Source organism: Crateriforma conspicua, assembly GCF_007752935.1.
Classification (GTDB): Bacteria; Planctomycetota; Planctomycetia; order Pirellulales; family Pirellulaceae; genus Crateriforma; species Crateriforma conspicua.
Genome location: NZ_CP036319.1, coordinates 1,562,898 through 1,589,845, shown reverse-complemented (window position 1 = coordinate 1,589,845; position 26,948 = coordinate 1,562,898). Strand labels below are relative to the sequence as shown.

The following is a 26,948-nucleotide window of genomic DNA, read 5'->3' as shown; positions in this document are numbered from 1 at the left end:
CCATGCCAAACGTCGTTTGCATGACCATCAAATGGGTCCATGCCCACGAAGTTTGCGGGATGCCGTCTTACAGCGGCATGATAATTGGTCTGCCCACCAGGCGGCACGCTGGTGGAACACGGATTAACGCCAAACAATCGGCATCCACACCGTCATCTCGCTTAACCCACGGTTAGACCAAGCGTGATAGGGGACGAAGCGGGCTTCGTGTTCCTGCCACTGCGGTTCATCCAAAGCGCGATACATCGAACGATTGTCTTCCGCCCGCAACAGAACCGTGCCACGCAGCGCCGTTACGTTGCCCAGTTCGCTGATCCCGGGCTCCAGTTCCCAATCGATATCGGAGGGAACGTTCACGTCCAAAATGCTGGTGTCTTTGGGAAGGTCGGGAGATTCGATGCAGTAGACCACGGGGCCTCGCTGGACGGCGGCTTGATTGCGAACCTCTTCGATCCGCGGGTGCCCGACCATCAACCGAGCCTGCATCGGCAAGTCCAACTCGATGACATCGCCCGGTTTCCACTCTCGGGTCAGAACCGCGAACTGTCCCGCCACCGGAACCACGTCCGCCGCGGTTCCGTTGATTTGCAACTGGGCCGCGTCGGCCCAGTGCGGGATACGCAAGTGAACATCAAAGGCGTCTGACTTGCACTGCTGGACGGTGATCTTGATCGCCCCGTCCCATGGATAATCGGTTTCCTGTCGCAAACGAAGCGTCGAACCATCACACAGGCGTGTCGCCAGTTCGTTCGCCCCATACAGATTCACGGCAACACCGTTTTCCGGCAAGCTGTAGGCCCAAGATGAAAGCTTGGCGATCGTTCGAACCAGATTCGGTGGGCAACAAAAACATTTCAGATAGGGCTGGCGATCCGGCGTTTCGGTGTTCAATGCGGAATAGTCGCGGGCACCATGAATCGAACGCAACGGATTGGAATAAAAGTATTGCCGACCATCGGCACTGATGCCCGACAAACCACTGTTCAGCATCACCAGTTCCATAATGTCCGCATACTTGGATTCGCCATGGATCCCCAACATCCGATGGCTGAACATCGCATTGCATAGGTTTGCACAGGTTTCGTTGTACGCCGTCAGGTTAGGCATCACGTATTCGCCGGCGAATGCCTCGTGGACCGCGTCTCCCCGGCTCGATGCGCCGTGGTGGGTTTGGCCACAGGCACCGGTGATGTACATCTTTTTGTGGACCACGTTTTCCCACAGCCGATCCAAAGCTTCGACCAGCGCCTGTTCGCCGGTTTCAGCATAGACGTCCGCGGCACCGGCATAGAAATACAAGGCCAAAACGGCGTGGCCGACCGCTTCGGTTTCCTTCCGCAACGGTTTGCGTTCCTGCACCATATCACCGATCGTCGAATGCCGGACCGATGGACCGGGTTCGACGCGTGACCGCCCCCGCATGTTGATGAAGATCTCCGCCAAACGCAGATATCGCTTGTCACCGGTGGTGCGATAAAGTTCCACCAGCCCCATGATCTGTGTTTGATTGAAACCGAATCGTGCCAGCCGTTCAGGCTGTGGCTGGAACGTTTCGTGCAGATGATCGGCGTGCTTGATCGCGATGTCCAGAAAGTTTCGCTTCCCGGTCACGCGATGGTGGATACATGCGCTGGTCAGCAAGTGCCCGCTGTTGTATAGCTCGTGGTAATTGCGTGCCGTCCAAGGCTCCGGTGCACCAAGTTGGATCTGCGTCGACAGATAGCCGTTATCCAACTGAGCTTTCCCGATGACATCGATGATCTCGTCCAGTTCGACCAAGATCTTTTCGTCACGGTTGATGGCGTACACGTAAACGGCCGACTCCATCCATTTGTAAAAGTCGCCGTCATGCCAGTGCATGCCTTGATGCTGGCCTTCCTTCAGCCCCGCGGCAATTTTGAAATTGTTGTAGGCGTGACCGACATCGCCTTTCAACAAACTGCCCATGTGAGGCACCATGACCTGCTGGCACAACTGGAACTTCTCTGCCCAAAACCCATCGGTCCATCGACAATCCCCAATGCCGATGCTGCGAAACTTGACGTGGGGGCTGTCGGAGTTGTCGATGACGCCTGCCTGATCGGCTTGGACGATCGACGCACCGAGGATCAGCAAAACGATCAAAGTGGAAAATCGCACGGTTGGTCTCCGCAGGTGGGATAAAGCGGTGGGATGGTGTTCGATCGGCCGAACGCTCCGGCCAGTCTCGCAAAGATTCCGTTCGTCGGCGGCTTGCCGCTGCGACGGTTACCGTCGGTGATCACGGGGCGTGTCAATGTCCCATAGGGATTGAATGCAGGCACCTCGTCCTGCCCCGACCAGCGATGCCTGTGACAAAACGCCATCCGGATTGGAAACCACAATTCGCGGCCCAAACCAAAGAATCGGAAGCATCGCTACGGTACGATGGATCAACCGCCCGGCTTCTCGCGACCTTGGCTTGACGCACTTCGTGGCGATGCGGGAAAGTGCCGTGAACAACACTTGCCAAAAGCACCAGCAATCGTGGAAACAGGACATCGTTCGTCGATACCTTGCCTTTTTCGCGGAAGCCTTTGCCCCAAAGACCGCCGACAATTTCGTCCGGTTCTGACGGCATACCTGTGCCGTTGACCGATGCGATTCCGGCGATACTGACGCGAGGGCACTGCGACACATTTGGCAAAGCGATCGACGGGGCAGGTCGGACCATTCCGTTTTGCGAGACCACCGGTTGTCGACGACGACTTTGCGCAGGCGAATCGCCCACAACTAGCGTGTACGGCGGTGATCGATACCGCTGAACCTATTTGTATTACAATAACAGCAAGCACCCCCTGTCAACAGGCTGCGGCATGGAAATTCCCCGAATGCGACGAAATCTCTGCGGGCAAGTCGTCCACGATTTGGGATTCAAAATTCTGGCCGGGCAGGTCAAACCGGGCGAAGCTTTGCCGCAAGAGCCCACTTTGTGCGAACAATTGGGCGTCAGCCGAACCGTCGTCCGCGAAGCGATCAAATCGCTGGCGGCCAAAGGCTTGGTAGAATCACGCCCCAAACGTGGAACGATTGTCCGTCCCTCCGCTGACTGGAATTACCTTGATTCCGAAGTCCTGGCCTGGCACGCCAGCGCCGACGGTGACGGCCAGCACCTGCGTTTCCTAACGGAGTTTCGGCTGACCGTCGAACCCGCCGCCGCTGCCCTGGCCGCCAAACGTGCCAGCGAAGATCAGCTGGATCGGATACGCGCGGCCCTTGAAAAGATGGCCGCGAACACCGACAGCGTCGAAGCTTTCAAGGAAGCCGATTTGAGGTTTCACACCGAGATCTTGCACGCCACGGGCAACCCCTTTTTCTCGCCCGTCGCCGGCGCGATCGCGATTTCATTGGCGACCAGTTTGAAAGTCACCAACCGACAACCGGCCGACAACCCCGCATCAGTGCCGCTGCACCGTGACGTGATGGATGCCATCTGTCGACGTGATGCCGACGCGGCCCGCGAGGCAATGCACTGCTTGTTGGCAGACGCCAAACGACGGATTGAAAGCGCCAGCGACGCCACCAACGGCACGCCATCCGCCTGATCGCCGTCGCCTATCACTCCGTCGCGTTTCCATCGACATTCCATTGACGGATAAACGACCAATCCGTCGCCATGGCAACCAATGGATCGCGGTATGGCGATGATCGCTTTGTTGTTCAGGCCGCGGCACGAGACGTGCATCAGTGACAGCGTTCTCGATCCCGACCGCTGCGCCGCGAAAGCCCGATGTTCCGTTTGTTCCTGGTATTTACTCTTCAATTCGGCAGCTTCGCCACGCTGGGCATCGTCCTGGGGCAGGTTCAAGATCCACCGGTCGACGAACCTACCAACACGGACGCATCGCCCACGGTTTCTGCGGTCGCGGTCAACGAGGTCACCGATGACCGTGCGATCGAGAAACGTTTGCGGGCCGTGTTCCAGGCATCCGGCTGGTTCGATGATCTGGACGTTGAATCACGCAACGGCGTGATCACCATCGCCGGGATCGCTGACAATGATCGGCATCGTGATTGGGCCGGCGACATCGCGCGTCGCACCGAAGACGTCGTGGCGGTCATCAACCAATTGGACGTCCGCGAAGAATTCAGTTGGAAATCCAGTGGCCAGGTGATCAACGCTAGTCTGGATTCGCTGCGCAAGGAAACGCTCAGCCGGTCTCCGTTATTGCTGGCCGCAGTGATCGTTCTATTGCTGACCGCCGCGGCATCCAAGCTATGCCAAGCCATCGAACAACGCATTCTGGAATCGCGTGGCATACGTTCCAGCTTGAAAGACTTGATCTATCAGTTGTCATCGATCGGGATCTGGATCATCGGGCTCTTGGTGGCCACGATCATTGCCTTTCCCGGCATGACGCCAACGCGAGCCCTGACGACACTGGGGCTGGGGACCGTGGCGATCGGGTTTGCCTTCAAAGACATCTTTGAAAACTTTTTCGCCGGAATCCTGATCCTGTGGCGTTATCCGTTCGACCGCGGCGATTACATCACGTGCGAAGGCACCACCGGAAAAGTGGAACAGATCACCGTTCGCAACACGATGATTCGGAAACTGGATGGCGAATTGGCGGTCATTCCCAACGGCCATTTGTTCAAAAACAAAGTGGATGTGTTGACCAGCCAACCACAGCGACGCGTTCGAATCATCTGTGGCGTTGCCTATGGCGAAGATGTCGACCAGGCACGGGAGGTGATCCGCGAGGCCGTTCAATCGTGCGACACAGTGCGAGGCATTCGCACGGTCGAAGTGTTCGCCAATGAGTTTGCCAACTCCAGCATCAATTTCGAAGTCGCGTGGTGGACCGGTGCCAAGCCGATCGACATTCGCCGCAGTCGTGACCAAGTCGTCGCAGCAATCAAACGGGCCCTGGACGAATCGGATATCGAGATTCCATTCCCCTATCGCACGCTGACCTTCAAAGACGATCGCATCGCCGCTTCCCTGGTCGGCATGTCGGGGTCGAACGCGGCGGCCTCCGGTGCAAGCACCTGATACACCATTCTTTCGCGCAAAAAAGATGCGGCAGCAGGGACCCGGTGCGATCACCTACTGCCGCTTCCCCTGCAATGGTTCAGCGTTCAAATTCTGTTGGCCGGACGGGCCTAGCTGTTGCAGCCGACCAATTCGTCGGCGGCCGAACTGAGCTGCGAAATCACCACGTTTTGCTCTTCGACCGATGCCGCAACGCCGGTCGTGTTGTCGCTGACTTCGCCGACACTGTTGGCGATACATTCGATGGCCGAAACCACTTGTCCGATGCTGAACTGGATTGTTTCGACGTTCTTGCGAATCTCCGACGTCGCCTTGCCGGTTTGATTGGCCAGTTCCTTGACCTCGCTGGCAACCACGGCGAAACCGCGTCCTGATTCCCCCGCTCGTGCGGCTTCGATGGTCGCGTTCAGGGCCAACAGATTCGTTTGGTCGGCCAGATCCTGGATCGTGTCGATGATTTCGCCGATCGTTTCGCTGCTGCAATTCAAGTCCTTGACCAAATCGGTCGCGTTCTTGGTGTTTACATCGGCGTCTTTGGCCAACCCGGCGGTGCGAGTGATTCGCTCGCTGATCTCGGCGATCGCCTGTGACATCTCCGAAACGCTGCTGGCGATGGAGTTACCCAACGATTCCGATTGATTCTTGGAATGAACTTGATCGGTAATGTCGCTGACGTTCTTCACCACGCGGGTCACGTTGCCGTCGTTATCAAAGACGGGATTGTAGGCACCGCTGAGCCAAATCTCTTGACCGTGTTTGTTCACACGTCGGAATTCGCCTTGCTGGAATTCACCACGAGCCAGACGTTCCCAAAAACGTGCGTACTCCGCGGTCGCGGCATCTTCGGCCGGCATGAACATGCGATGGTGCTTGCCGCGGATTTCTTCCAGCGAGTATCCGGTGGTTTGCAAGAACAGCGAATTGGCGTGCAGGATCGTACCGTCCGGCTTGAATTCAATCATTGCCTGTGAACGGTTCTGGATGTCGGCCTGGATCATCCGCGCCTTGGTAACGTCGGTCGCCAATTTGATGATCTTGATGACCTGTCCGGAGTCGTCCATCACCGGATTGTATGTCGCTTGAATCCAGATCTCGCGGCCGCCGCGACCGTAACGCTGGAACAGATCGCTGTGGAAGTTTCCGGCGCGAAGCTTTTCCCAGAACTGACGGTATTCATCGGATCCGGCGTATTCGCTGTCGACGAACATCCGGTGATGCTTGCCCTGGATTTCCGACAAGGTGTATCCCACCGTGTCTAGGAAGTTTTTGTTGGCCTTCAGGATGGTTCCGTCCGGTTCAAATTCGATCACCGCTTGCGAACGGTGCAACGAATTCATGATCTGAGACAGATCAACAAACTGATCCGCGTCGATGTCCAACGTCGCGGTGGCGGAATCCAACATGTCTGCCTGCGATACGTTTTCGCTTGCGTTGTTGGACCAGTTCAACAATTTCATCTTTCACCCTTGTGTCTAACGCACCCGGCCGACGCAAATCCGCGTCCCCCGATGCTTGCCTGCACTGTCACTGCTGGGACCCTTGGTCGACAAATCGTCGCGGTCAAATCGTTTTGACGGCGAAGCTTGACTTTTCAAAAAAGACACCCGTGGCAAGTTGAAAACCGAGCCATCGCAGAGCACGAAAACGCTCGCTTTGAGCGTGTGGTAGAATCCGCCTCCCCGGCGGAAGCGGTCGAGGTCCGGTAGACTCATTTCCTGGTGGCCGCCCGGTTTCATTCATGTTGTTCCATAGGACCTATCCCATGTTGCCCCGACAAATGCCGCGGATCCTGGCGTGCCTTTGCTTGACCGGCCTGGCCGCGTTGTCCTCCGCCCAAGCCCAAAGTGACCGCCCACGGATTTCGTTGTCGGCGGTACTCGATCGCGACGACTCGGATTCCGATGGGGCGGTGACCGCCACGGAATTCAGTGGCCCCAAAGCGTTGTTTCGGCGACTGGACACGAACGGTGACGACAAGATCGACAAGGCGGACTTTGCCGACAGTCACTCGGGCGCTTCGGCACGTGGGCGTCGCCAAATTCCCGGCACGCGTTTGGTGAAAGACGTGGTCTTTGGCCAGGGGGGCGGTCGCGACTTGAAGCTTCACTTGGTGCTGCCTGACCCGCCGGCCGATGCGCCGACGCCGCTGATCGTCTGGATCCACGGCGGTGGATGGATGGGGGGAAACAAAGAAGGTGGCGTGGGGCGTCTTTCCCGCTGGGTCAAAGAAGGCTTTGCCGGCGCGACGATCGAATACCGTCTGACCGGCGAGGCTGCTTTTCCGGCGCAAATCCATGACTGTAAGTGCGCGATCCGTTTCTTGCGTGCCCATGCGGACAAGTACAACCTGGATCCAAGTCGAATCGCCGTCGCGGGCAGTTCCGCCGGTGGCCACTTGGTTGCATTGCTGGGGACATCCCGCGGAGCCGACAATTTGGAAGGCGACGGCGGTTGGAACGACCAGCGCAGCGACGTCCAAGCGGTCATCGATCTGTACGGCCCCACCGACTTTCAGATCTTCGTGACCACCCCGGGATATGAAAGCCACAACCGCGATCAATCGCCGGAGTCGCGTCTGCTGGGTGGTGGGATCGTGACCGAAAATCCCGAAGGCATCCGCCGTGTGAATCCCATCACTTACATCGATCCCAAAGATCCGCCTTTCTTGATCATCCACGGTTCGGCCGATCGCGTGGTCCCGGCCAACCAAAGTGAAGCTTTGCACGCGGCGTTGAAAAAGGCCGGCGTCAAATCAAAGTTGCACATCATTGCAGGCGCCGGACATGGCGGTGCCGGCTTCGGCGAACCCAAAATCCAAGAAATGCAAATGCAGTTCTTGCGTGACACGTTGTTGAAAACTCAACACGCCGACGACACGCCTGCCGATTCGGATGCCGTCGATGTGGACTCCCCGTCGAAAGACCGTTGACATCCGGTCGGGTGGTTTGCTGCGTCTGCAACGTGGTTGCTGTATTCTGTCAGACCGAAATGTTTGGCAGGCTGTCTATCGGGATTCGCAACGATGAAACGCAAGTTCGGGCTGGTGGTTTTGGTGGTCGCATTGGCGGGATGCCGACCGAGTAGCACCACGACATCAACAGACGCTGACGGCACCGGCGATAACGGCAAGCCGCGCGTCGCTTTGATCATGAAATCGTTGGCCAACGAGTTCTTTTCCACGATGGCCGACGGCGCACAGGCGCATCAAGAAGAAAACGCCGACGACTACGCGTTGATTGTTAACGGAATCAAAGACGAACGTGACCTTAGCCGCCAAGTCGCCTTGGTCGAAGAAATGGTCAGCAGCAACGTCGACGCGATCGTGATCGCCCCGGCGGATTCCAAAGCACTGGTCCCCGCACTGCGACGTGCCCAACAGGCCGGTGTGGTGGTCGTCAACATCGACAATCGCTTGGACGCGGACGTGTTGAAGACCGAAGGCATCACGATCCCCTTTGTCGGCCCCGATAACCGCGCCGGCGCAAAGAAGGTCGGCCAGTACTTGGCGAACCAGTTAAATGGTGGCGATCAAGTGCTGGTGTTGGAAGGCATCCGAACCTCCTTCAACGCCCAACAACGTCGCGAAGGTTTTCAGCAGGCGATGGCCGAAGCGGGTGTCGAGATCGTGGACAGCCAATCGGCCGAATGGGAAATGAGCAAGGCCAACACGATCGCTTCGTCCATGCTAAGCGAACATCCGAATGCCAAAGCCATCTTGGCCGCCAACGACAGCATGGCGTTGGGGGCCGTCGCCGCGGTCCGCAGTGCGGGGCGATCCGATGACGTGATGATCGTCGGTTTTGACAACATCAGTGCCGTGCAACAAGCGATCATCGATGGAAAGATTTTGGCCACCGCGGACCAGCATGGTGACCAACTGGCCGTCTTTGGGATCGAAGCCGCGCTGAAAATGCTGCGTGATCCCGACACCAAACCGGAAGACGTCGAAACGCCCGTGGATTTGATCCACCAACAAACACTGACGCCGTGATGACGTCTTCGCCGGACTTGTTCACAGCCCGGGGGCTGTGCAAACGCTACGGCCGCGTGACCGTCCTAAAAGACTGTGATGTCGCGATTCGCGGGGGTGAAATCCATGCGTTGCTGGGCGCCAACGGCGCGGGCAAAAGCACACTGGTGCGAATGATGGCAGGGCTGTTGGAACCCACCGCCGGCAGCATGCAACTGGATTCGAACGACTACGCCCCCAACAGCAAACGCGACGCGGAAATTGCCGGCGTCGAAATCGTCCAACAAGAATTGAACCTGATCGCGACCCTTTCGGTCGCCGAAAACTTGATGCTGGCACGTCTGCCGTCGATCGGTGGTGTGATCCGGCGTGGACCGTTGAAGGATCGTTCCAGGGCGGCACTGGATCGCGTCGGCTTGAACGATGTTCCAGTGGACACACCGGTCGCGAAGCTGGGGGTCGGCAAACAACAAATGGTGGAGATCGCCGCGGCGCTGGATCGCAAGTGTCGCATCTTGATCTTGGACGAACCGACCGCTGCGTTAAGTGCCGCTGAATCGGCAACCTTGTTTCGATGGCTGAACAAACTGCGTGACGCAGGCGTGGGCATCGTTTATATCAGCCACCGTTTGGACGAAGTCGCGCAACTTGCCGACCGGATCACCGTGCTGCGTGACGGCCAAAAAATCGGCACCTTCGACGCGACGGAATGTTCGACCGATCGCATGGTGGAATTGATGAGCGGCGATGGCGGCTCGGACGATTCCGCCTTGCATCCGTCACGACGACAAGTCGACACGGTGCTGCGTGTCGATGCATTGACCGGCGGCCTCGTCGATCGCGTTTCCTTCAATGTCAACCGTGGCGAACGTTTGGGGATCGCCGGGCTGGTCGGTTCAGGTCGAACGGAACTTTTGCGGTTGATCTTCGGTGCCGATGTCGCCACGTCGGGCAACGTCTACTTGCGTGATGATGCCACTGCGTACCGCTTTCGTCATCCGCGTCAGGCGGTCGCCGCTGGCATCGCGATGGTCACCGAAGATCGGAAGGACAACGGTCTGTTGCTGTCCAAATCGATCCAATTCAACACGACTTTGGCATCGCTTCGACATCGCTTTGCAACCACTGGCATGGTCCGCGGCCGAATCGAACGATCCGCCACACAAACACAGTGTGACCAGTTGGATATTCGTTGCCACACGATCGACCAAAGCGTGGGAACGCTTAGCGGCGGCAATCAGCAAAAGGTGGCGATCGCCAAATGGTTGGTCCGCGATGCCGATGTCTTCCTGTTTGATGAACCCACGCGTGGAATCGACGTTGCCGCCCGACGCAGAATCTATCGACTGATCGATACGCTGGCCAAAGACGGCAAAGGTGTCGTGATTGTCAGCAGTGACCTGGAGGAACTTTTGGAAACTTGTGATCGCATCGCCGTCATGTCGGCCGGACGATTGATGGAGACGTTTGAACGTAACGATTGGTCGCACGATCAAATCATGCAAGCCGCGTTTTCCGGATACCGAAACCAGGAGGCCGGGGCATGATGCCGAAACACGTTCGCAATGTGCTGGTCCAGTACGGTGGTCTGTTGGCCGTCTTGGCGGTGATCGTCGCGGTGTTCAGCTTTCAAAGCCAGAATTTTTTCCAGCATTCCACGTTGGTTTCCATCGCCAACCAGATCCCCGATCTGACCTTCATTGCGGTCGGCATGACGCTGGTGCTGATTGTGGGCGGAATCGATTTGTCGGTCGGTTCTTTGCTGGCACTTTCATCGGCGGTCTTGGGTTCGCTGATGGTTGACCATGATTGGTCTTTGGGAACCGCCGCCGTGCTGTGCTTGGCCACCGGCGCCGCTTGTGGACTGGTCAACGGCGCGATCGCGATTGGTTTTCGGATCCCATCGTTCATCGTCACGCTCGGGATGTTGGAAATGGCTCGCGGGGCGACCAAAGTGGTGACCGATTCGCAAACGAAATATATCGGATCAGCCGTGGAAGCCATCGGACAACCGTTGCCAGGCCTGTTGCTGTCGCCTGCATTCCTGGCCGCACTGGCTTGCGTCACCGCGGGACAATTCTTGCTGACCCGAACGGTTTTCGGTCGGTATTGCGTGGCGATCGGCACCAATGAAGAAGCCGTGCGAATGTCGGGCATCCGCACCGCACCGTATGCGATGACCGTCTTCGTCATCAGCGGGCTGATGTGCGGCATGGCGGCGCTCGCCCAAACATCACGTCTGTCGTCGGCCGACCCCAACGCCGCGATCGGTATCGAGTTATCCGCCATCGCCGCATGCGTCATCGGAGGCACCAGTTTAATGGGCGGTCGCGGCAGCGTGATCAGTTCATTCATTGGGGTGCTGATCATCGCTGTTTTGCAAACGGGGCTGGCACAGATCGGCGTCTCTGATGCCAACAAACAAATCATCACCGGTGCCGTCATCGTCATCGCTGTCCTGTTGGATGCCCTGCGTTCGCGGTGGGACCCGACCCGACCATAAGCCGATCTCCGGTCAGACCTCTGCACCAACCTTTCGCCAGACTTTCCGTTCCCCCACCTTCCAGCCCCCATCCCGCCATGAATCGAATCATTCCGCACCTGGCAACCGTGCTGTTGATGGCGTACCCGATCGCCGCCGCCCCTTTGCATGCCACGGCGAACGAAGCCAAACCCAACGTGATCGTCATCATGACCGACGACCAGGGTTATGGTGAATTTTCGTGCCATGGAAACCCCATCGTTCAAACCACCAACATCGACAAGTTGGCATCACAAAGCATTCGCTTGACCGACTTTCATGTCGCCCCGATGTGCACGCCGACTCGTGGGCAATTGATGACGGGCTTGGACGCATTTCGCAACGCGGCGATCAACGTCAGCAGTGGACGCACCCTGCTGCGACACGATGCCAAAACCATCGCCGACGTGTTTGGCAACGCCGGATACCGGACTGGTATCTTTGGCAAGTGGCACCTGGGCGACAACTATCCGTTCCGCCCCGAAGACCGCGGGTTTGATGAAGCCGTTTGGTTTCCGTCGTCACACATCAACAGTGTCCCCGATTACTGGGACAATGATTACTTCGATGACGTCTATATCCACAATGGAAAGCGTGAACGTTACAACGGTTACTGCACCGACGTGTTCTTTGATGAAGCCCAGAAGTGGATCGGCCAAGACGCCGATCAACCGTTCTTCGCCTACATCGCGACCAACGCGGCTCACTGGCCCTGGTTCGTTCCTGATCAGTATCGCCAACCGATTCGCGACGCGATCGGACAGCATCCTGAAGTCGTCGACCATTTGTCGGAAACCAAGATTGAATCGCTGGTCAGCTTTCTGGCGATGGGCGCCAACATCGATGACAACGTTGGCGGTTTGGACCGGTTCCTGACGGAAAAAGGACTATTGGAAAACACGATCATTGTTTTTCTGACGGACAACGGCAGCACGATGGGGCCGGACTATTTCAATGCCGGTATGCGTGGCAAGAAAACACAACTGTGGGAAGGCGGCCACCGTGTGCCTTGCTTCATCCGCTGGCCCGCTGGCCCGATCGCAAACCCCAAGGACGTCGACGAACTTTGTCAGGTGCAAGACCTGCTGCCCACGCTGGCGGACTTGGCCGGTATCGCCAACGTTCCCGACGAATTGGACGGCATCAGTTTGGCGCCGCTGATTCGCGGCCAGCGTGAATCATTGGACGACCGCATGCTGGTGATCAACTACAGTCGAATGCCGACGTTCAAGGTCGGATTCACCAAAGGCAATCCGGCGGTGCCGCAAAAGAATGGTGCCGGTGTGCTGTGGAAACAGTGGCGTTTGCTGGAAAACCGACAGCTTTACAACATCGACAACGATCCCCACCAAGATCACAACGTCGCCGCCCAGCACCCGAAAGTGGTTGCAAAGATGCGGTCACATCTGGATCAGTGGTGGGATGGCGTGAAAGATGATGTCAACACACCGCAGCGTGTCGTGATCGGCAGCGACCAGGAAAACCCGATGTTGCTGACCGCCTGTGAATGGCTGGACGTTTTTGTCGATCAGCAAATTCAGGTCCGTCATGCGGTGCTGAAAGATGGCGTCTGGCATCTGAACGTCGCCCAAGCGGGCACCTATGAATTGGAATTGCGACGTTGGCCACGTGAATCCAAGTTCCGCTTGCAAGCCGCTGTGCCGGAAACCCCGGTCACCGATGGCGTTTATGTGGCGGGCAAATCGTTACCGATCCATTCGGCGCGTCTGCGAATCGCAGACACTGAAACCAAACTGATGCCCGACGACGACGGCCAATCGTTTACAACCAGTGTCCAGTTGAACGAGGGCCCGCTTGAACTGCAGGCGACTCTATTGGACGCCCAAGGCGATCCCATCTGCGGTGCCTATTACGTTTACGTCAATCGTCGGACACCCTAGAAGTGACGGTCTTCACGGCGGCAATCTTGGCGGGCGATCCGGTGTCATCGGTCATCGCCCGCCCCCATCTTCTTCGGCGATTGCCAATTCCCGATTCTTTAACAGCGGCAATGCGTGGGCTTCGCCCCAAGCCTTCAAGGCGTACAGGATTGGCTCCAGTGACTTTCCTTCCTCGGTCAATTCATATTCCACGCGCGGCGGGACTTCCGCGTACACGATGCGGTTGATCAAGCCGACGTCTTCCAATTCGCGAAGCTGTTTCGTCAGCATGCGTTGGGTCACGCAGCCGATTTTGCGTTTCAGTTCACTGAACCGCAGGCGACCGTCCAGCAAGTAGAAAAGCACGATCCCTTTCCACTTGCCGCCGATCAATTCCAGCGTTGCTTCAACTGGACAGGCCGGCAACACATAGCTGGAGTGCCGCGATTTCCCATTAGTATCCATTGTGTGCCTACAGGCCGTAAATGTGCGTTCTTGCTCTGTGGTGACTTACACATACTATCAATGCGTACTCACAAAGCGAGTGCGTTTTTGCGGTTTCATCGCTCGACCCGCAAACGCAGAAACGACGTCACCGTTGATCCACGGAACCAGTCACCGCAGGGAATCACGATGGGCTACGACAACTTTTCGACCTTCCACACTTCGCAAGACGGGGCCGTTCTAACGGTCACGTTCGACAGCCCACCGGTCAACGTTCAAGGCATACCGATGCTAGACGACTTGAACCGGCTGGCCGAATTGCTTGAACGAGACCGCGGCATCAAAGTCGTTGTATTCCAGTCGGCGCATCCGGAAATCTGGGTCTGCCATGCGGACACCCATTTCTTGAAAGACATGTCCATCGATGCCGTGGATCGCCAGGACGTGAAACTGCTGTACCTGCAAGAGGTTTTGCAACGAATCAGCGAAGTTCCCCAGGCGACCATCGCCAAGATCGAAGGGTTCGCCCGCGGCGGTGGCCATGAGTTTGCGTTGGCATGCGACATGCGATTCGCCGCTCGGGGAAAAGCAACGTTCATGCAAATGGAAGTGGCGATGGGGATTTTGCCGTGCGGTGGTGGTGCGTCGCGAATGGCCCGTCAAGTCGGTTTGGGTCGTGCACTGGAGATCATCTTGAGTGCCCAAGACTTTGATGCCGACCAAGCCGAAGCCTATGGCACCATTAACAAAGCACTCGACCCCGATGACATCGGGCCCTATGTCGACGCCCTCGCCAAACGTATCGCTCGGTTCCCCGCCGAGTCGATCGAAGCGTGCAAGCGAGCGGCCTATGCGTCGATCGATCTGCCCATTCAGGAAGCGTTGAAAGAAGAAGCCTATCAGCTTTACCAGGCGACCAGCCGAACTCCGGCAATCCGCCGTTTCGCGCAAGCAGATGAGACTGGGGTTCAAAACAGTCTGGAGAACCAACGCAATTGGAACCAGATTGTTTTGGCCGTTCAAGAAATCCTGTAACCCATTGATCCACCAACCATCCACTTCCCTTGATAAGGAAACCAGCTATGAAAGCCATGATCATCCAATCCTATGGTGAAGACGCCGTATTTGAATCCGCCGACGTGGAAACGCCGTCGGTCAAACCCAGACATGTGCTCGTCAAGATCGCCGCGTCCAGTGTCAACACGGTCGACACGATGATCCGAAAAATGGGCAAGGACTTGCCATTGTCGCCCGACACACCGGCGATCCTGGGCATGGACTTTGCCGGAACCGTCGAAGCGGTCGGCGATGACGTCGATGGGTATCAGGTCGGCGACGAAGTCTACGGTTGTGCCGGTGGCTTGGCAGACTTGCCGGGAACCTTGGCCGAATACATCGTCGCTGATGCTGACCTGATTGCCCCGAAGGCGAAGAATCTTTCGATGGCACAAGCCGCCGCATTGCCGTTGGTCGCGATCACGGCGTACGAAGGTCTGAAACGTGCAGGTACAGGTCCGAATCAAAAGGTGTTGGTCCACGGCGGTTCGGGCGGTGTGGGCCACGTCGCCATTCAGTTGGCCAAGCATTTCGGCGCCGACGTGTATTCCACCGGTGGCGGTGACAAACAACTGGCGCTGATCGAAAAGCTGGGTGCAACCGCGATCAATTACAAATCCGAATCAGTCCAACAGTACGTCGAAAAACACACCGGGGGTGACGGCTTTGACGTCGTGTTTGATTCGGTGGGCGGTGCAAACCTGACCAAGTCGTTCGAAGCGGCGCGATTGAACGGTCAGATCGCTACGACGGTTTCGATGATCGAGCTAGACCTGACCCCGGCCCACTTCAAGGGCCTGTCATTGCACGTGGTCTTCATGCTGATCCCGATGCTTCACAACTATCGCCGGTCGGATCACGCAGAGATATTAGCCGACGTCACACGCATCGCCGAAGCAGGCGATCTGACGCCCGTCTTGGATGAAGAAAAGTTCTCGCTGAACGACGCGGGCGCGGCTCATGCACGACTGGAAAGCGGCAAAGGCATGGGCAAGGTCGTGATCGAAAACTGATTGGGCCCGGCTCACTCGGTCAACGATCAGGAACAACCTCTTCGGATCACCCGGGCCACGCGTCGTTTGACCGTCACCCATCCGGCCCAGACGCAAGCGGCAATGGACCACCTAAGTCGGCGGACAGATCTTTTAGGTCAGTCAACCCGACGCGTCAGTTTTGAAGTTGCGACTTTCCTGGTAACCCGACGCGTGAGCGAGGAAAAAAGGATGCTGACATCGCCTCGCTCACGCCTTTTAAAGTTGTGGTTTCCTGGTAACCCGACGCGTGAGCGAGGAAAAAAGGACGCTGACATCGCCTCGCCCACGCCTTTTAAAGTTGTGGTTTCCTGGTAACCCGACGCGTGAGCGAGAAAAAAAGGACGCTGACATCGCCTCGCCCACGCTTCGGGTTACCAAAAAACCAATGCCTCGGGTAAAAGCGCAACTTCAAAACTGAAACATTGGGCTACCATTTTCGTTTCAACAAACTTCTCCGATTTGTGATCTGCGATGCACGATCCGATTGCATTCTTCCTGACGATCGCGACCTACGGCACTTGGCTGCCGGGCGACAAGCGAGGGTGGGTTGAGTATCAACTGGGATGGAAACTGCCTTGCCGACCGTTGGAACTTGAAGCTCGCGCACGGATGACGGAGCAAGCTTGTATTCTCAGCTTAACGCAGCGCAAATCGGTCGAGTCCCAGATCGCGGAAACATGCGAATACCGCAAGTGGACACTGCATGCAAAGAACTGCAGATCCAACCATCTGCATGTTGTCGTCGGTGCATTCAAAACGGCACCAAAGAAGGTGCGACAGGACTTAAAAGCGTGGTGCACAAGACGCTTGAGCCAGGGGACGGATGATCGCCGTGAAAACTGGTGGGCTGAACGAGGAAGCATCCGTTGGGTTTTCACCGAAGAGGAGTTGGAGCGAGTGATTGAATACGTCAATGATGCTCAAGACAGCAAGCATCTCGAAAAATGACCCGACGCGTCGTGTCTTGAAGTTGCGACTTTCCTGGTAACCCGACGCGTGAGCGAGGGAAAAAGGATGTAGACATCGCCTCGCTCACGCGTCGGGTTACCAAAAGACCAATGCCTCGGGTAAAAACGCAACTTCAAAACTCAGGCGTGGTGTTTCCATTTGTCGCAATACTGCGGTCCACCTGCTTAGGCACTGTTTATCAATTGGTAACCCGAAGCGTCAGCGAGGGGCCGAAGTTATTCATTTATCAAGAATCCCTCGCTGACGCGTCGGGTTACCGTCTTCATTGGCCTTCGTGTTGAATTGATAAACAGTGCCTAGTGAAGTTCGGCTTGTTCGTTGGCACCATAAACCGCGTCGCGAAACGCTTTATGCAGTCCCACTTGGTCAAACGGACGTAGTTGCACGAATAGGACGGCGGTTAGATCGTTGACCGGATCCACCCAAAACAAAGTGCTGGCCGCACCGTCCCAAAAGAATTCACCCACGACGCCAAAATTCTCCTCCGCGGATGCCGGTGGACGAACACGAACGGCGAAATCGATCCCAAAGCCCACTTGTCCCTTTCCCGGCAACCAAGACTTGTCGTCAACGTCGTCGGGCAATTGATCCGTTGCCATCAAACGCACGGTTTCAGGCTTCAGGATTCGAACGCCGGCCAGTTCACCCTCGTTCTGCAGCATCCGTGCGAATCGCATGTAGTCATCGATGGTCGCCGTCAGCCCCCAACCGCCCGGCGTCAACGCCCAGGGCTGCGTATTGAACAAAAACGCTTCTTCATCACTTTGGCGGGTCAATTTGCCCGTCGTATTGTCACGTAGATAGACCGCCGCCATGCGATGTTGGTCGGCCTTGGGGACGCGATAGCGTGTCTGATCCATTTTCAACGGATCAAGAATGTGTTGCCGTAGGTAATCTTCAAACGCCATTCCCGACAATTGTTCGACCAAGCGTGCTTGGATGTCGACCGATGGACCGTACGCCCATTTCTGTCCGGGGTGAAACCACAGCGGGATCTCACTGAACTTCTGAGCGACGTCTGCCAACGTGTGGTCACGATGAAACGGATCCGCCTTCTCCAGCAACGGACCGACCATCGGCAATCCGTTTCCGTTGGCAAGCCCCGATGTGTGACGGGTCAGATCGCGAATCGTCATCGGACGCTTGGGGGACTGAAGGATCAGATCACCGTTGTCGTCCGTTCCCGTGGCAACTTTCAAGTCGGCAAAATCGGGCAGGAACTTGGCGACCGGATCATCCAGTTGAAATCGGCCTTCTTCATACAGTTGCATCAGGGCGACACCGGTCACCGGTTTGGTCATGGAGAAGATTTGAACGATGGTGTCCCGTGCCATCGGGCGATCGTGAAGCGTGTCCGCCATGCCGAATGTGTTGAAGTAGGCCTCCCCACCATTCTCATAGATCAACGCAGAAACCCCTGCGATGCTTCCCGCATCCACCAGCGATTGCAAGGCCTTATCGATCCGAACTTTGGCGTCCGAATCAATCAAAGGCTCGGCGTCGCGTGACTGAGTTTGGATGTACCTGACATCCAGTCCCTGATCCGATGTCGCCGCACTATGGTGCGTTTTCAAAGCACTCCTTTGCTCGGTCGAAGCAATGCCTGACTCGATTCCCAAATCATCGGTTTCCGAGGTGGAAATATCTGTCAGTGCGACGATTCCAGGTTTCAGTGGTTCCGCGGCCACAGCGGAATTCGAAAGCAGAACGAGCGACGCATATGGAACGACGAAAAGAAGGAGACGGTTCATCGGAACGATGCCTTGAAAAGCGAAATCAGCGGCGATGACGATTGGCCCCGGACCGCGAACGAATCCCTCGTGTTGGGAGAATGACGCAGTCGGGTTTGGGCCGCCAATTCTAGTGGATTTGCAAACACCGATTGCGTTTCACTTCGGCCGACAGCATGCCGTCGCGATCGCGTCTGCAAAATTGACGCACTGACTTTACGGCGAACCCGGTTGCGCTCACCGTTGGCTGTAAACTGTTGACGGTTTTCCCGCTTCGCTTGGGTGCCCCCAAAATCGGCTTCCGGCGCCGGACCGAAGCAATCGTCCATCCCTACCGATCGTGGCCACCCAACCCTTAGGCACAGAAAATGGAATTGACGTCACGTCAGCGAATCCAAAATTCGATTCGTGGCCAGGCAACCGATTGCGTTGCCGTTGGCCCCTACATGTACGACGTTGCGGTCGCTTTTTCGGGCGTTGTGTTACGCGATTTTTACACCGACGCCGATGTGATGACCAAAGCGCAATTGGCTTTGCACGAAGCGTTGGATCAAGATGTGATCGCGGTCGGCGCGGACAACTGCTACATCGCCGAGGGCTTTGGTTGCAAGACCACGCGAGAACGCGATGAACTGCCGGCGATCACCGAATCGCCTGCTAAGGCGCTGGACGAAGTGTTCAAGATCGAACCGCTGGATCCGTATCGGGACGGCCGGATGCCGGTCATGATCGACGCCATCAAACAAGTTCGCGCCGCGGTGGGCGATTCCGTGGCAATCCGATCACCGGGAACCGGACCATTTGCGTTGGCTTCGTATCTGATCGGATCACAGACTTGGCTGTATGAAGTCGGCATGCTGGAAGCCGGTTTGACCGAGGGAACCGAAGACGCGATACGCCACGCGCTGGAGGTGGCTGCTGAATCACTGATTCGGTTCGGCAAAGCATGCTGGGACGCCGGTGCCGACATCATTCACTGCGGTGATTCGCTGGCGTCATGCGACATGATTTCGCCATCAACTTACGAAAGGTTTGCGCTGCCGTATGAGCAAAAGGTCTTCCAAGCCTGGCGGGATCATGGCATCACGGGAAGCCTGCTTCACATTTGTGGTGACAGCACGCGAGTGCTGGACATGTACGCCAAGTCGGGTGCCGCGATCGTGGAAGTCGACAACATGGTGGATCTGTCCGTCGCCAAACAGATCCTCGGCGACCGAGTCGCGTTGATGGGCAACGTGCACACGATCAATGATTTATTGCAGGGCACACCGGAAAGCGTTGAAGAAGCATCCCGACGATGCATCGAAAACGTCGGCGGGGGCAATCATTTCATCTTGGGATCCGGATGCATCGTTCCCCGCGACACGCCGATTGAAAACTTACAAGCGATGGTCCGCATCGCTCGCAGCATCCATCCGACCGCCGGCGAAACTACGCCGGCGTGACGATCGATCGAACCAGCGTCACGGCGGCACTGGCATTTTCGCTGTAGCCGTCGGCGCCGATGGAATCGGCAAACTGTTGGGTCACCGGTGCACCACCCACGATAATCTTGCACGTCTGGCTGATGTCGGATTCTCGCAGCGCCGTGACCACATCCTTCATCGCCGTCATTGTGGTCGTCAGCAATGCCGACACCGCGACGACATCCGCTTTCTGTTCAACCGCTTTGGCAATGAACGAGTCCGCCGCCACGTCGACGCCCAAATCGAACACTTCGAAACCGCCGCCTTCCAGCATCGAACCAACCAAGCCTTTGCCGATGTCATGCAAGTCGCCTTTGACGGTGCCGATGACCACGCGACCCACCGGTTCAACGCCACGTTCGGACAACAGCGGCCGAATCAATGCCAGCGCCCCCTTCATCGCACGCGCGGCGATCAACAATTCAGGGACATAAAACTCACGCTTCTCAAATCGCCGCCCCGCTTCATCCATCGCCGGGATCATGTCTTGGTTGATCAAGTCATTGGGATCGACGCCGTCGGCCAATGCGGTCTGCGTCAACTTGACGCTGCCATCGGCATCGCCGGTCAAAATGGCTTCGTACAATGGGCTGCCGTTTGCACCAGATTCGGACATCAAAATTTCCTTCGACCTGCTTGCGTTTTCGGTCAGGTTCACTGCATGACCGTGTCGGATTGTTAACATAGCATGTCATCGTTCTCCCTACGAAACAATGACCGCCCGGACCATGGCATGAGTGTCAAATCGCCACACCGTTTCCTGCAGATGGAACCGGTGACGGTGGCCCAAGTCGACGAACCGATCGACGTCGCCGAAGTCTTGCGCTACTTGGGCTATCCCGCCGAATACACGCCAAGCGGTTCCGTCGCGGAGATGCTGGAACACTGGATCGACCAAGCCAAACAGGCCGCGTCGCCTCGCGCCGTCTATGTCGTTCTGCCGGTCATTCACAAAGACAAGCGTTCGTTGATCGTCGACACGTCGTCTGGCGAAATCGAATTCTCGGGTGCAATCGGCAGTTTTCTGGGGGTGTCGGAACTAATCGTCGCCTTCATCGCGACCGCCGGCCCAAGCATCGTTGATCTCGCCAGCGACCTTTTGTCACAGGGCGATGATTTGGCCGCGTTGATCGTGAACTCCGTGGGCGCCGAACGAGCCGAAGCAGCGGAGACCGAAGCGGTCCGCCAGGCTTGCGATCCCGTTTCTGACATCGGCTTTGCCGCCACGTTGCCGTACAGTCCCGGTTACTGCGGCATGAAGTTGACCGAGCAACAAAAACTGTTTTCGATCTTCGGCAACCAAACCGCGGGTGTCCGACTGCACGAAAGCTGTCTGATGACACCCATCAAGTCGGTGTCGGGGCTGGTCGGTTTGGGGCCAAGCGAGTTGGTCCGTATCGAAGGCACGCCCTGTGACCGTTGCGAGCTGAAGAGCTGCAACATGCGGCGCTGATGAATTGAATGCGACAATCTGGTCCACCCAATCGCGGCCATTCAGGGTTTTGGACCGTCGCCAGCATGCATACTGTTGACATCGATCATTGGTGGCACAGTCGGCATCGATTTTCGTGCCGCCATGTCACAGTTGCGGCACGTGTCGCATGAGTCCATTTCACCGCGACGGCGGACGGTCAGAACGCAAAGCAAGGGCGAGTCAAATGAGCACCAGCACCAATCTTTCGGTCGGCGGAAAAGAGCTCGTGCATGCCGCGATCAACGGTCAACGAACGGACCGCGCGCCCTGGGTTCCCTTCGTGGGATGCCACGCCGGTGCCTTGTTGGGCGTCGGTGCGGACGAATACCTGAAGTCCGCCGACCTGATGCATCGTGGCGTCAACCTGGCAATCGATCGATACCAAGCCGATGGAATCCCGGTGGCGTTTGATCTGCAGATCGAAGCCGAGGCGTTGGGCTGTGAATTGCGTTGGTCAACGGACACGCCGCCCGCGGTTGTCGACCATCCGCTGGCCCAGGACACGCCTCTGGATCAATTGAAGGTTCCCGGCCCAAACGAAGGCCGCATCCCCATCGTCTTGGACGCCACCCGCCGGTTGCGTGCGGACCATCCGGACACCGCACTGTACGGTCTGGTGACCGGCCCATTCACTTTGGCGTTGCACCTGCAGGGCACCGACATTTTCATGCGGATGTTTGACGACCCGGAATCGGTTCAGCGGTTGCTAGAATTCTGCAGTGATGTCGCGATCGCGATGAGCCGGTATTACATCGAAGCGGGCTGTGATGTGATCGCCATCGTCGATCCCATGACCAGCCAAATCGGTCCCGACCAATTCCATCAGTTCGTGACCCCTTATGCCAAACCGGTGTTCGAATCGATTCGGACCTCTGGCGGCCTCAGTTCTTTCTTCGTCTGTGGGCACGCACAACAGAACGTCGAAGCGATGTGTCAGTGTGGGCCGGACAACGTGTGCGTCGACGAAAACATCCCACTGGATTTTGTCCGTGACACTTGCCGGGACAACCAAGCCAGCTTTGGCGGAAATCTGCAACTGACGACCGTCCTGTTGCTGGGCAGCCCCGAAGACGCTGAAAAGAATGCGGTGCAATGCCTTGCCGTTGGCGACAACACCGGCTTTGTGCTGGCCCCCGGATGCGATCTGCCCTATGCAACGCCGCCAGAAAACCTGGTAGCGGTCGGTCAACTGGTTCGCGACACGTATCGCCAAGAAGCCGTGATGGCGATGTCGGAAAGCGCCGACGTCCAAGACATCCCTGACATGTCCGGTTATGGCCAGGGCGATCATGTGATCGTCGATATCATCACATTGGATTCCGAATCATGTGCCCCCTGTCAGTACATGGTGGAAGCCGTTGAAAAGATTGCTCCTGAGTTTGATGGAATTGTTCGTTGGCGCGAGCATAAAATCAAAACGCCCGAAGCGATTCGTTTCATGACCAGTCTGTCGGTCAAAAACATCCCGACGATTTGTATCGACGGCGATATCGCGTTCGTGTCACGGATTCCCCCCAAAGACGAACTGTCCGCAGCGATCCAAGATCGCATCAATCAGAAGGCAAGACTTCGCATTCGACGCCATCAATCCGAAATCCACATCTTGGGCCAGAACACTGGCGACACGATTGCGATCAAAGATGCGGTGGATCAGGCGGTGCTTGAAACCGGGGCCGACGTGGTCGTTCATTTGGTGACCGATCCGCTGGATTTCATTCGCTTCGGCGTCGAGCCCGATGAAACGCCGGCGTTGGTCACCACTCGAAACCAAGTCGTATCGACGGAACGTGTCCCCGACAGCATGGCGATCAAGCAATGGGTTCAATCGCTGCAATGAATAAGATTCCCGTCTATCTAATCACCGGTTGTCTCGGGGCGGGCAAGACAACGCTATTGAACCATTGGCTGGCCGGCCCTGAGTTGAAATCCAAACGGATCGCTTTGCTGATCAATGAATTCGGCGACTTGGGCGTCGACGGGCAACTACTTCCCGATGATGCCGGGACTGTCTTTGAACTGAACCGCGGCAGCCTGTTCTGCGCCTGCATCCGATCGGACTTCGAAGCGACGATGCATGCGATCGCGGATCAGGTTCGCCCGGACTTGGTGATCACCGAGGCGACCGGAATGGCACAAACCAGCGACCTGTTCAGCTTCATTGAAACGCCGGCGACTCGTGAGCAATTTGAAATTGCCTGCAACGTTTGCGTCATCGACGCGCTGAACTTCACCAAGGTCTTGCCAACGCTGAAGGCGGTTGCATCCCAAGCGATATGGGCTGACGGATTGGTCATCAACAAGTCCAACGGATTGAACACCGATCAAGTCGATAAGCTGTCATCGCTTTTGAAAGATCTGAACCCTCGTGCAAAGCAGGTCCGATTCGGCAGCGAAAACTTCGGCTGGCCGTTTGTGGAATCTTTGCATCACGTTCCCTGCACAGATGCGCCGTTGCAGGCACCGCCAGCCGAGGTGGTCGCCTGTACGATCAACGGACGTGATTTTGACCGAGCGGCGTTTCAAACCGGGTTTGAACAAATTCGGGGTCGGCTACTGCGGATGAAAGGGATCGTCAACTTTGGTGATGGTCCCCGTTTGGTGGAATCTGTTTTTGACAGCTTGACCGAGCGCCCTTACACGGCAAACAACCCGCGTTACGGCCTGACCGTCATCGGCTGGAAAATCACCGCCGACGAAATCCGTTCCGCCTTGCACCCCGCCGTCACTCCTCCAGTGGTCACGATTGGCTTGCAATAAAACAGGCATCAACCACCGGCCGATGTCACTTTGCTTCGCATATGATTTCCAAGTCGTCGATGTCGACCGTTGAATCCGCGTCGGCTTGGCTGACGAAGCCCACCCAGTCCAGCGTTTTCCACGAGTTGGTCACAATGGGCAGGTTGTCAAATGTCCGCGTCGGTACGCCATCGCTTTTGACGGTGACCGCCCAAGTGCCAGCGTTGTCGCCCAGCTTTGCCATGACATCGACTTCGATCCATTGTCCACTGGGAATCTTCATCAATTCCTTCGTGGGCGTTCGAAGTCGGCCGTTTTCAAACCACAGGCTCGGTCCCGTCTGATATCGCTGTGACGCATCCCGCCATTCATGCTGAAAAACAGCGGCATCATCCAAGCGAACAAAAAAACGACAGCGTGTGATTCCATCGACATGGTGCGGCGACACCACCATCATCGGGTAATACCGCCGACGTTGCCCCGCGGTATCCGTCAGACGCAGCACCTTCTTGCCGCTGTGGGCCTGGTCGACGTCGACCACCGCGACCCCGCCCAGATTTCCATCGACACTGACCCGAGATTTGATTGGAAGAATTCCACTTTCGAAATCTTCGTGCAATTCCAGCGGCGGCGGCACCGGCGGTTGGTCCATCGATGGCATCGGCAATGACTTGGCAAGACTTCGCCATTCTTCATCGCCGTACACACCCGCCCTGGTCCAATCGAACGGTTGAAATCCAATCCGCTTGGCCGCAGTGGTGTCGACGAAGTGAAAATCGTCATTCTGCGGGTCCACAAATCGCGGGTCTGCGACAACCGACGTCTTACTACGATCACCTGGCGTGATGTCGACTTGGCCGCTGGAATTCCAATACAGGTTTTGTTGCACGGTGACTTTGTCGTCGCCCCATTGGCCATGGAACAGGTCACCCGATTCGAACAACACGATATTTTGCTCGAAGGTGAATGACCGATGATTTTCAACCTTGCTGCGTCGGACTTGATACTCGCGGCCAAACGCAAAGATATTATTGCGAATCCGATTGTCGCGTCCGTAGTGCTGGTGGTATCCGCCTGATTTGGTGCGATAGACCAAATTGTTTTCTAGCAAAATGTCGGAACTGCCTTCGTCGTTGTACAAGCCCCAACCGCCGTATCCCCATGATTCAATGTCATGGATGACGTTACCGCTAAGCACGGTCCCTTCGGACGGCCCCAATGTATAGATACCGCCCATGTCGCTTAGATAACCTTGGCCCAAATGATGGATATGGTTCATTCGAATCTGGTTGCGTTTCGCCAGACTTTCCGCATAGCCCCAACGCCATCCGACGGAGATCCCCGTGTAATAGAAATCGGCAATCTCATTGTGTGTGACCTGGTTGTCACCGCTTTGTCCGATCCATATCCCAACGGCACATGGAAAGGTGTGCCCGCCATCAAAGACAATGTTGTTATCGACGGTGATGTGACTGGTTTGTTCCGATTCATTGGATGCGATCACGGTTTCACCGATTCGAACACCTCCGGCACCCAAGTCCTGGATCAAACATCGCTGAACCAATCCATCGCGACAGCCCCGACGGAACCAGATACCGTAGCCACCGACATGGCCAATTTCACAATTACGAAAGGCGATACCATGGGCACCATCGACTTGGACGGCGGCTTCGATCGGCGATGCCGCTTGTGACGGCTCGAATCCTTCGGGCGGCGATGTCCATCCGCTGTTTTGAAAAGTGATCCCTTTGAATTCCAAGTCGCGAACGGTTCGGTCATTCGCGGGGTCTCCCTGGATGATCAATATCTGTTCGCAAACCGGAGCGATCACCTCGGCGTCCCCCATCACTTCGCCTTTGCGAGGCAGATAGCTGAGAACACCATCGGGCGACAGAAACCATTCCCCCGGCTGGTCCAAAGCGGCCAGATAGTTTTCCAATTGGTAACCCGTATTGTGCGTGAGCGGATTCCACGACTTCATTTCGCGTCCGCTGGAAACCAGACGGCCGGCCATCGGGTCGGCATGATCCAGATAGCGTCGCGTTGTATCCCACTTGTGAAACGCTACGAACTGGACGCGCCGAATCTCTTCAGCGGTCAATCCGGCCAGCCCCTCGGTTTCACCCGGGCGTCCATGTAACGTTTGTCGAAATCGACCCTTTTGGTCCTCGGGTTCTTGATCGACTCGCAACAGGTAATAAAAGAACTGATCGGGTTCCCTGGCTCGCGTCGCACGACTTCCGTTGACCCAAAGCTGTTCGAAGTGCCAGTCGCGAGGGACATTCGTCGACCAGACACCGTTGGCGCCTTGGGTCCAACGACTGGTGATCCGTCGGCCCGCCGAGACGATCGGCTTGGCACCGGTGTCGGCTTCGTAGACAACGTTGCCATCGCCGTGACCAAACACGATGGGCTGTTCAATCGAATAAACCCCGTCGGCGATCAGAACTCGGAATGCTTGATCGGGCGTTCGACCACGTTGTCGACGGATTTCATCCCTGGCATCAGCGACCGATCGCAGCGGCCCGTCTGGGGAGACCCGAAGCACCGACTGTGCGACTGCACGGGGCCCCAACAAACAGCCCATCAAAACGACGCCGACTGCAATCGACGTCTTACTGTGGGATTTTATCCCGGGCTTCGCTGTCGCGCAC

20 protein-coding genes are annotated in these 26,948 nt (G+C 56.8%); 14 read left to right on the top strand and 6 right to left on the bottom strand.

The genetic code is table 11. From position 1 onward, the window contains the following. Positions 1-123: 123 nt before the first annotated feature. Complete coding sequence (locus tag Mal65_RS05845) at positions 124-2,139, bottom strand: glycoside hydrolase family 127 protein (protein ID WP_145294755.1); 2,016 nt, start codon at positions 2,137-2,139, stop codon at positions 124-126. Between the two features lie 710 nt (positions 2,140-2,849). Here Mal65_RS05845 and Mal65_RS05840 point away from each other — a divergent pair. After that, positions 2,850-3,563 (top strand): FadR/GntR family transcriptional regulator, encoded by a 714-nt coding sequence (locus Mal65_RS05840; RefSeq protein ID WP_196784605.1) that lies wholly within the window; start codon positions 2,850-2,852, stop codon positions 3,561-3,563. Between the two features lie 185 nt (positions 3,564-3,748). Next, complete coding sequence (locus Mal65_RS05835; RefSeq protein ID WP_145294749.1) at positions 3,749-5,014, top strand: mechanosensitive ion channel family protein; 1,266 nt, start codon at positions 3,749-3,751, stop codon at positions 5,012-5,014. Positions 5,015-5,124: 110 nt separating this feature from the next. Here the strand turns inward: Mal65_RS05835 and Mal65_RS27375 are convergent, their stop codons facing one another. After that, on the bottom strand, positions 5,125-6,471 hold the full coding sequence (locus Mal65_RS27375) for a methyl-accepting chemotaxis protein (protein ID WP_145294746.1): 1,347 nt from the start codon (positions 6,469-6,471) through the stop codon (positions 5,125-5,127). Between the two features lie 305 nt (positions 6,472-6,776). On the opposite strand from Mal65_RS27375, the gene Mal65_RS05825 reads away from it, so the two are divergent. The 5 genes from Mal65_RS05825 to Mal65_RS05805 all read left to right on the top strand — a co-directional run bounded on the left by Mal65_RS05825 (position 6,777) and on the right by Mal65_RS05805 (position 13,406). Beyond that, a complete protein-coding gene (locus Mal65_RS05825; RefSeq protein WP_196784604.1) occupies positions 6,777-7,943 on the top strand; it encodes an alpha/beta hydrolase in 1,167 nt (388 codons plus the stop codon). Between the two features lie 93 nt (positions 7,944-8,036). After that, positions 8,037-9,005 (top strand): sugar ABC transporter substrate-binding protein, encoded by a 969-nt coding sequence (locus Mal65_RS05820; protein WP_145294744.1) that lies wholly within the window; start codon positions 8,037-8,039, stop codon positions 9,003-9,005. Next, a complete protein-coding gene (locus tag Mal65_RS05815; protein WP_145294741.1) occupies positions 9,005-10,531 on the top strand; it encodes a sugar ABC transporter ATP-binding protein in 1,527 nt (508 codons plus the stop codon). Before Mal65_RS05820 ends, Mal65_RS05815 begins: the two co-directional genes overlap by 1 nt. Beyond that, the gene (locus Mal65_RS05810; RefSeq protein ID WP_145294738.1) at positions 10,528-11,487 is read left to right on the top strand and encodes an ABC transporter permease; all 960 of its coding nucleotides are present in this window, start codon (positions 10,528-10,530) and stop codon (positions 11,485-11,487) included. Before Mal65_RS05815 ends, Mal65_RS05810 begins: the two co-directional genes overlap by 4 nt. Before the next feature lie 77 nt (positions 11,488-11,564). Continuing rightward, on the top strand, positions 11,565-13,406 hold the full coding sequence (locus tag Mal65_RS05805; protein ID WP_145294735.1) for an arylsulfatase: 1,842 nt from the start codon (positions 11,565-11,567) through the stop codon (positions 13,404-13,406). Positions 13,407-13,457: 51 nt separating this feature from the next. On the opposite strand, the gene Mal65_RS05800 is transcribed toward Mal65_RS05805, so the two are convergent. After that, entirely contained in the window at positions 13,458-13,850 is a 393-nt protein-coding gene (locus Mal65_RS05800; RefSeq protein WP_145294732.1) for a winged helix-turn-helix transcriptional regulator, read from the bottom strand. Between the two features lie 168 nt (positions 13,851-14,018). Here Mal65_RS05800 and Mal65_RS05795 point away from each other — a divergent pair, with 168 nt between their 5' ends. From Mal65_RS05795 to Mal65_RS05785, 3 genes are all read left to right on the top strand, one after another. Continuing rightward, complete coding sequence (locus Mal65_RS05795) at positions 14,019-14,864, top strand: enoyl-CoA hydratase/isomerase family protein (protein ID WP_145304715.1); 846 nt, start codon at positions 14,019-14,021, stop codon at positions 14,862-14,864. Positions 14,865-14,911: 47 nt separating this feature from the next. Then, positions 14,912-15,898 (top strand): zinc-dependent alcohol dehydrogenase family protein, encoded by a 987-nt coding sequence (locus Mal65_RS05790; protein WP_145294729.1) that lies wholly within the window; start codon positions 14,912-14,914, stop codon positions 15,896-15,898. Between the two features lie 492 nt (positions 15,899-16,390). Beyond that, positions 16,391-16,867, top strand: coding sequence for a transposase (locus tag Mal65_RS05785; protein WP_196784602.1), 477 nt, complete (start codon positions 16,391-16,393; stop codon positions 16,865-16,867). A gap of 317 nt (positions 16,868-17,184) precedes the next feature. Here Mal65_RS05785 and Mal65_RS05780 read toward each other — a convergent pair whose 3' ends face one another. Further along, positions 17,185-18,639: a serine hydrolase domain-containing protein gene (locus Mal65_RS05780; RefSeq protein WP_145294726.1), complete on the bottom strand. Its 1,455-nt coding sequence runs from the start codon at positions 18,637-18,639 to the stop codon at positions 17,185-17,187. Positions 18,640-18,986: 347 nt separating this feature from the next. Between Mal65_RS05780 and Mal65_RS05775 the strand changes: the two genes are divergently transcribed. Next, positions 18,987-20,063, top strand: coding sequence for a uroporphyrinogen decarboxylase family protein (locus Mal65_RS05775; protein ID WP_145294723.1), 1,077 nt, complete (start codon positions 18,987-18,989; stop codon positions 20,061-20,063). Here Mal65_RS05775 and Mal65_RS05770 read toward each other — a convergent pair. Beyond that, positions 20,050-20,700: a cobalamin B12-binding domain-containing protein gene (locus Mal65_RS05770; RefSeq protein WP_145294720.1), complete on the bottom strand. Its 651-nt coding sequence runs from the start codon at positions 20,698-20,700 to the stop codon at positions 20,050-20,052. The genes Mal65_RS05775 and Mal65_RS05770 overlap by 14 nt on opposite strands. Before the next feature lie 117 nt (positions 20,701-20,817). Here Mal65_RS05770 and Mal65_RS05765 point away from each other — a divergent pair, with 117 nt between their 5' ends. The 3 genes from Mal65_RS05765 to Mal65_RS05755 all read left to right on the top strand — a co-directional run bounded on the left by Mal65_RS05765 (position 20,818) and on the right by Mal65_RS05755 (position 24,315). Continuing rightward, entirely contained in the window at positions 20,818-21,537 is a 720-nt protein-coding gene (locus Mal65_RS05765; protein WP_165701097.1) for a vitamin B12 dependent-methionine synthase activation domain-containing protein, read from the top strand. Positions 21,538-21,742: 205 nt separating this feature from the next. Further along, positions 21,743-23,395 (top strand): uroporphyrinogen decarboxylase family protein, encoded by a 1,653-nt coding sequence (locus Mal65_RS05760; RefSeq protein ID WP_165701096.1) that lies wholly within the window; start codon positions 21,743-21,745, stop codon positions 23,393-23,395. After that, positions 23,392-24,315, top strand: coding sequence for a CobW family GTP-binding protein (locus Mal65_RS05755; protein ID WP_165701095.1), 924 nt, complete (start codon positions 23,392-23,394; stop codon positions 24,313-24,315). Before Mal65_RS05760 ends, Mal65_RS05755 begins: the two co-directional genes overlap by 4 nt. Before the next feature lie 25 nt (positions 24,316-24,340). Here the strand turns inward: Mal65_RS05755 and Mal65_RS05750 are convergent, their stop codons facing one another. Beyond that, positions 24,341-26,881: a right-handed parallel beta-helix repeat-containing protein gene (locus tag Mal65_RS05750; RefSeq protein ID WP_145294710.1), complete on the bottom strand. Its 2,541-nt coding sequence runs from the start codon at positions 26,879-26,881 to the stop codon at positions 24,341-24,343. Positions 26,882-26,948 lie beyond the last annotated feature (67 nt).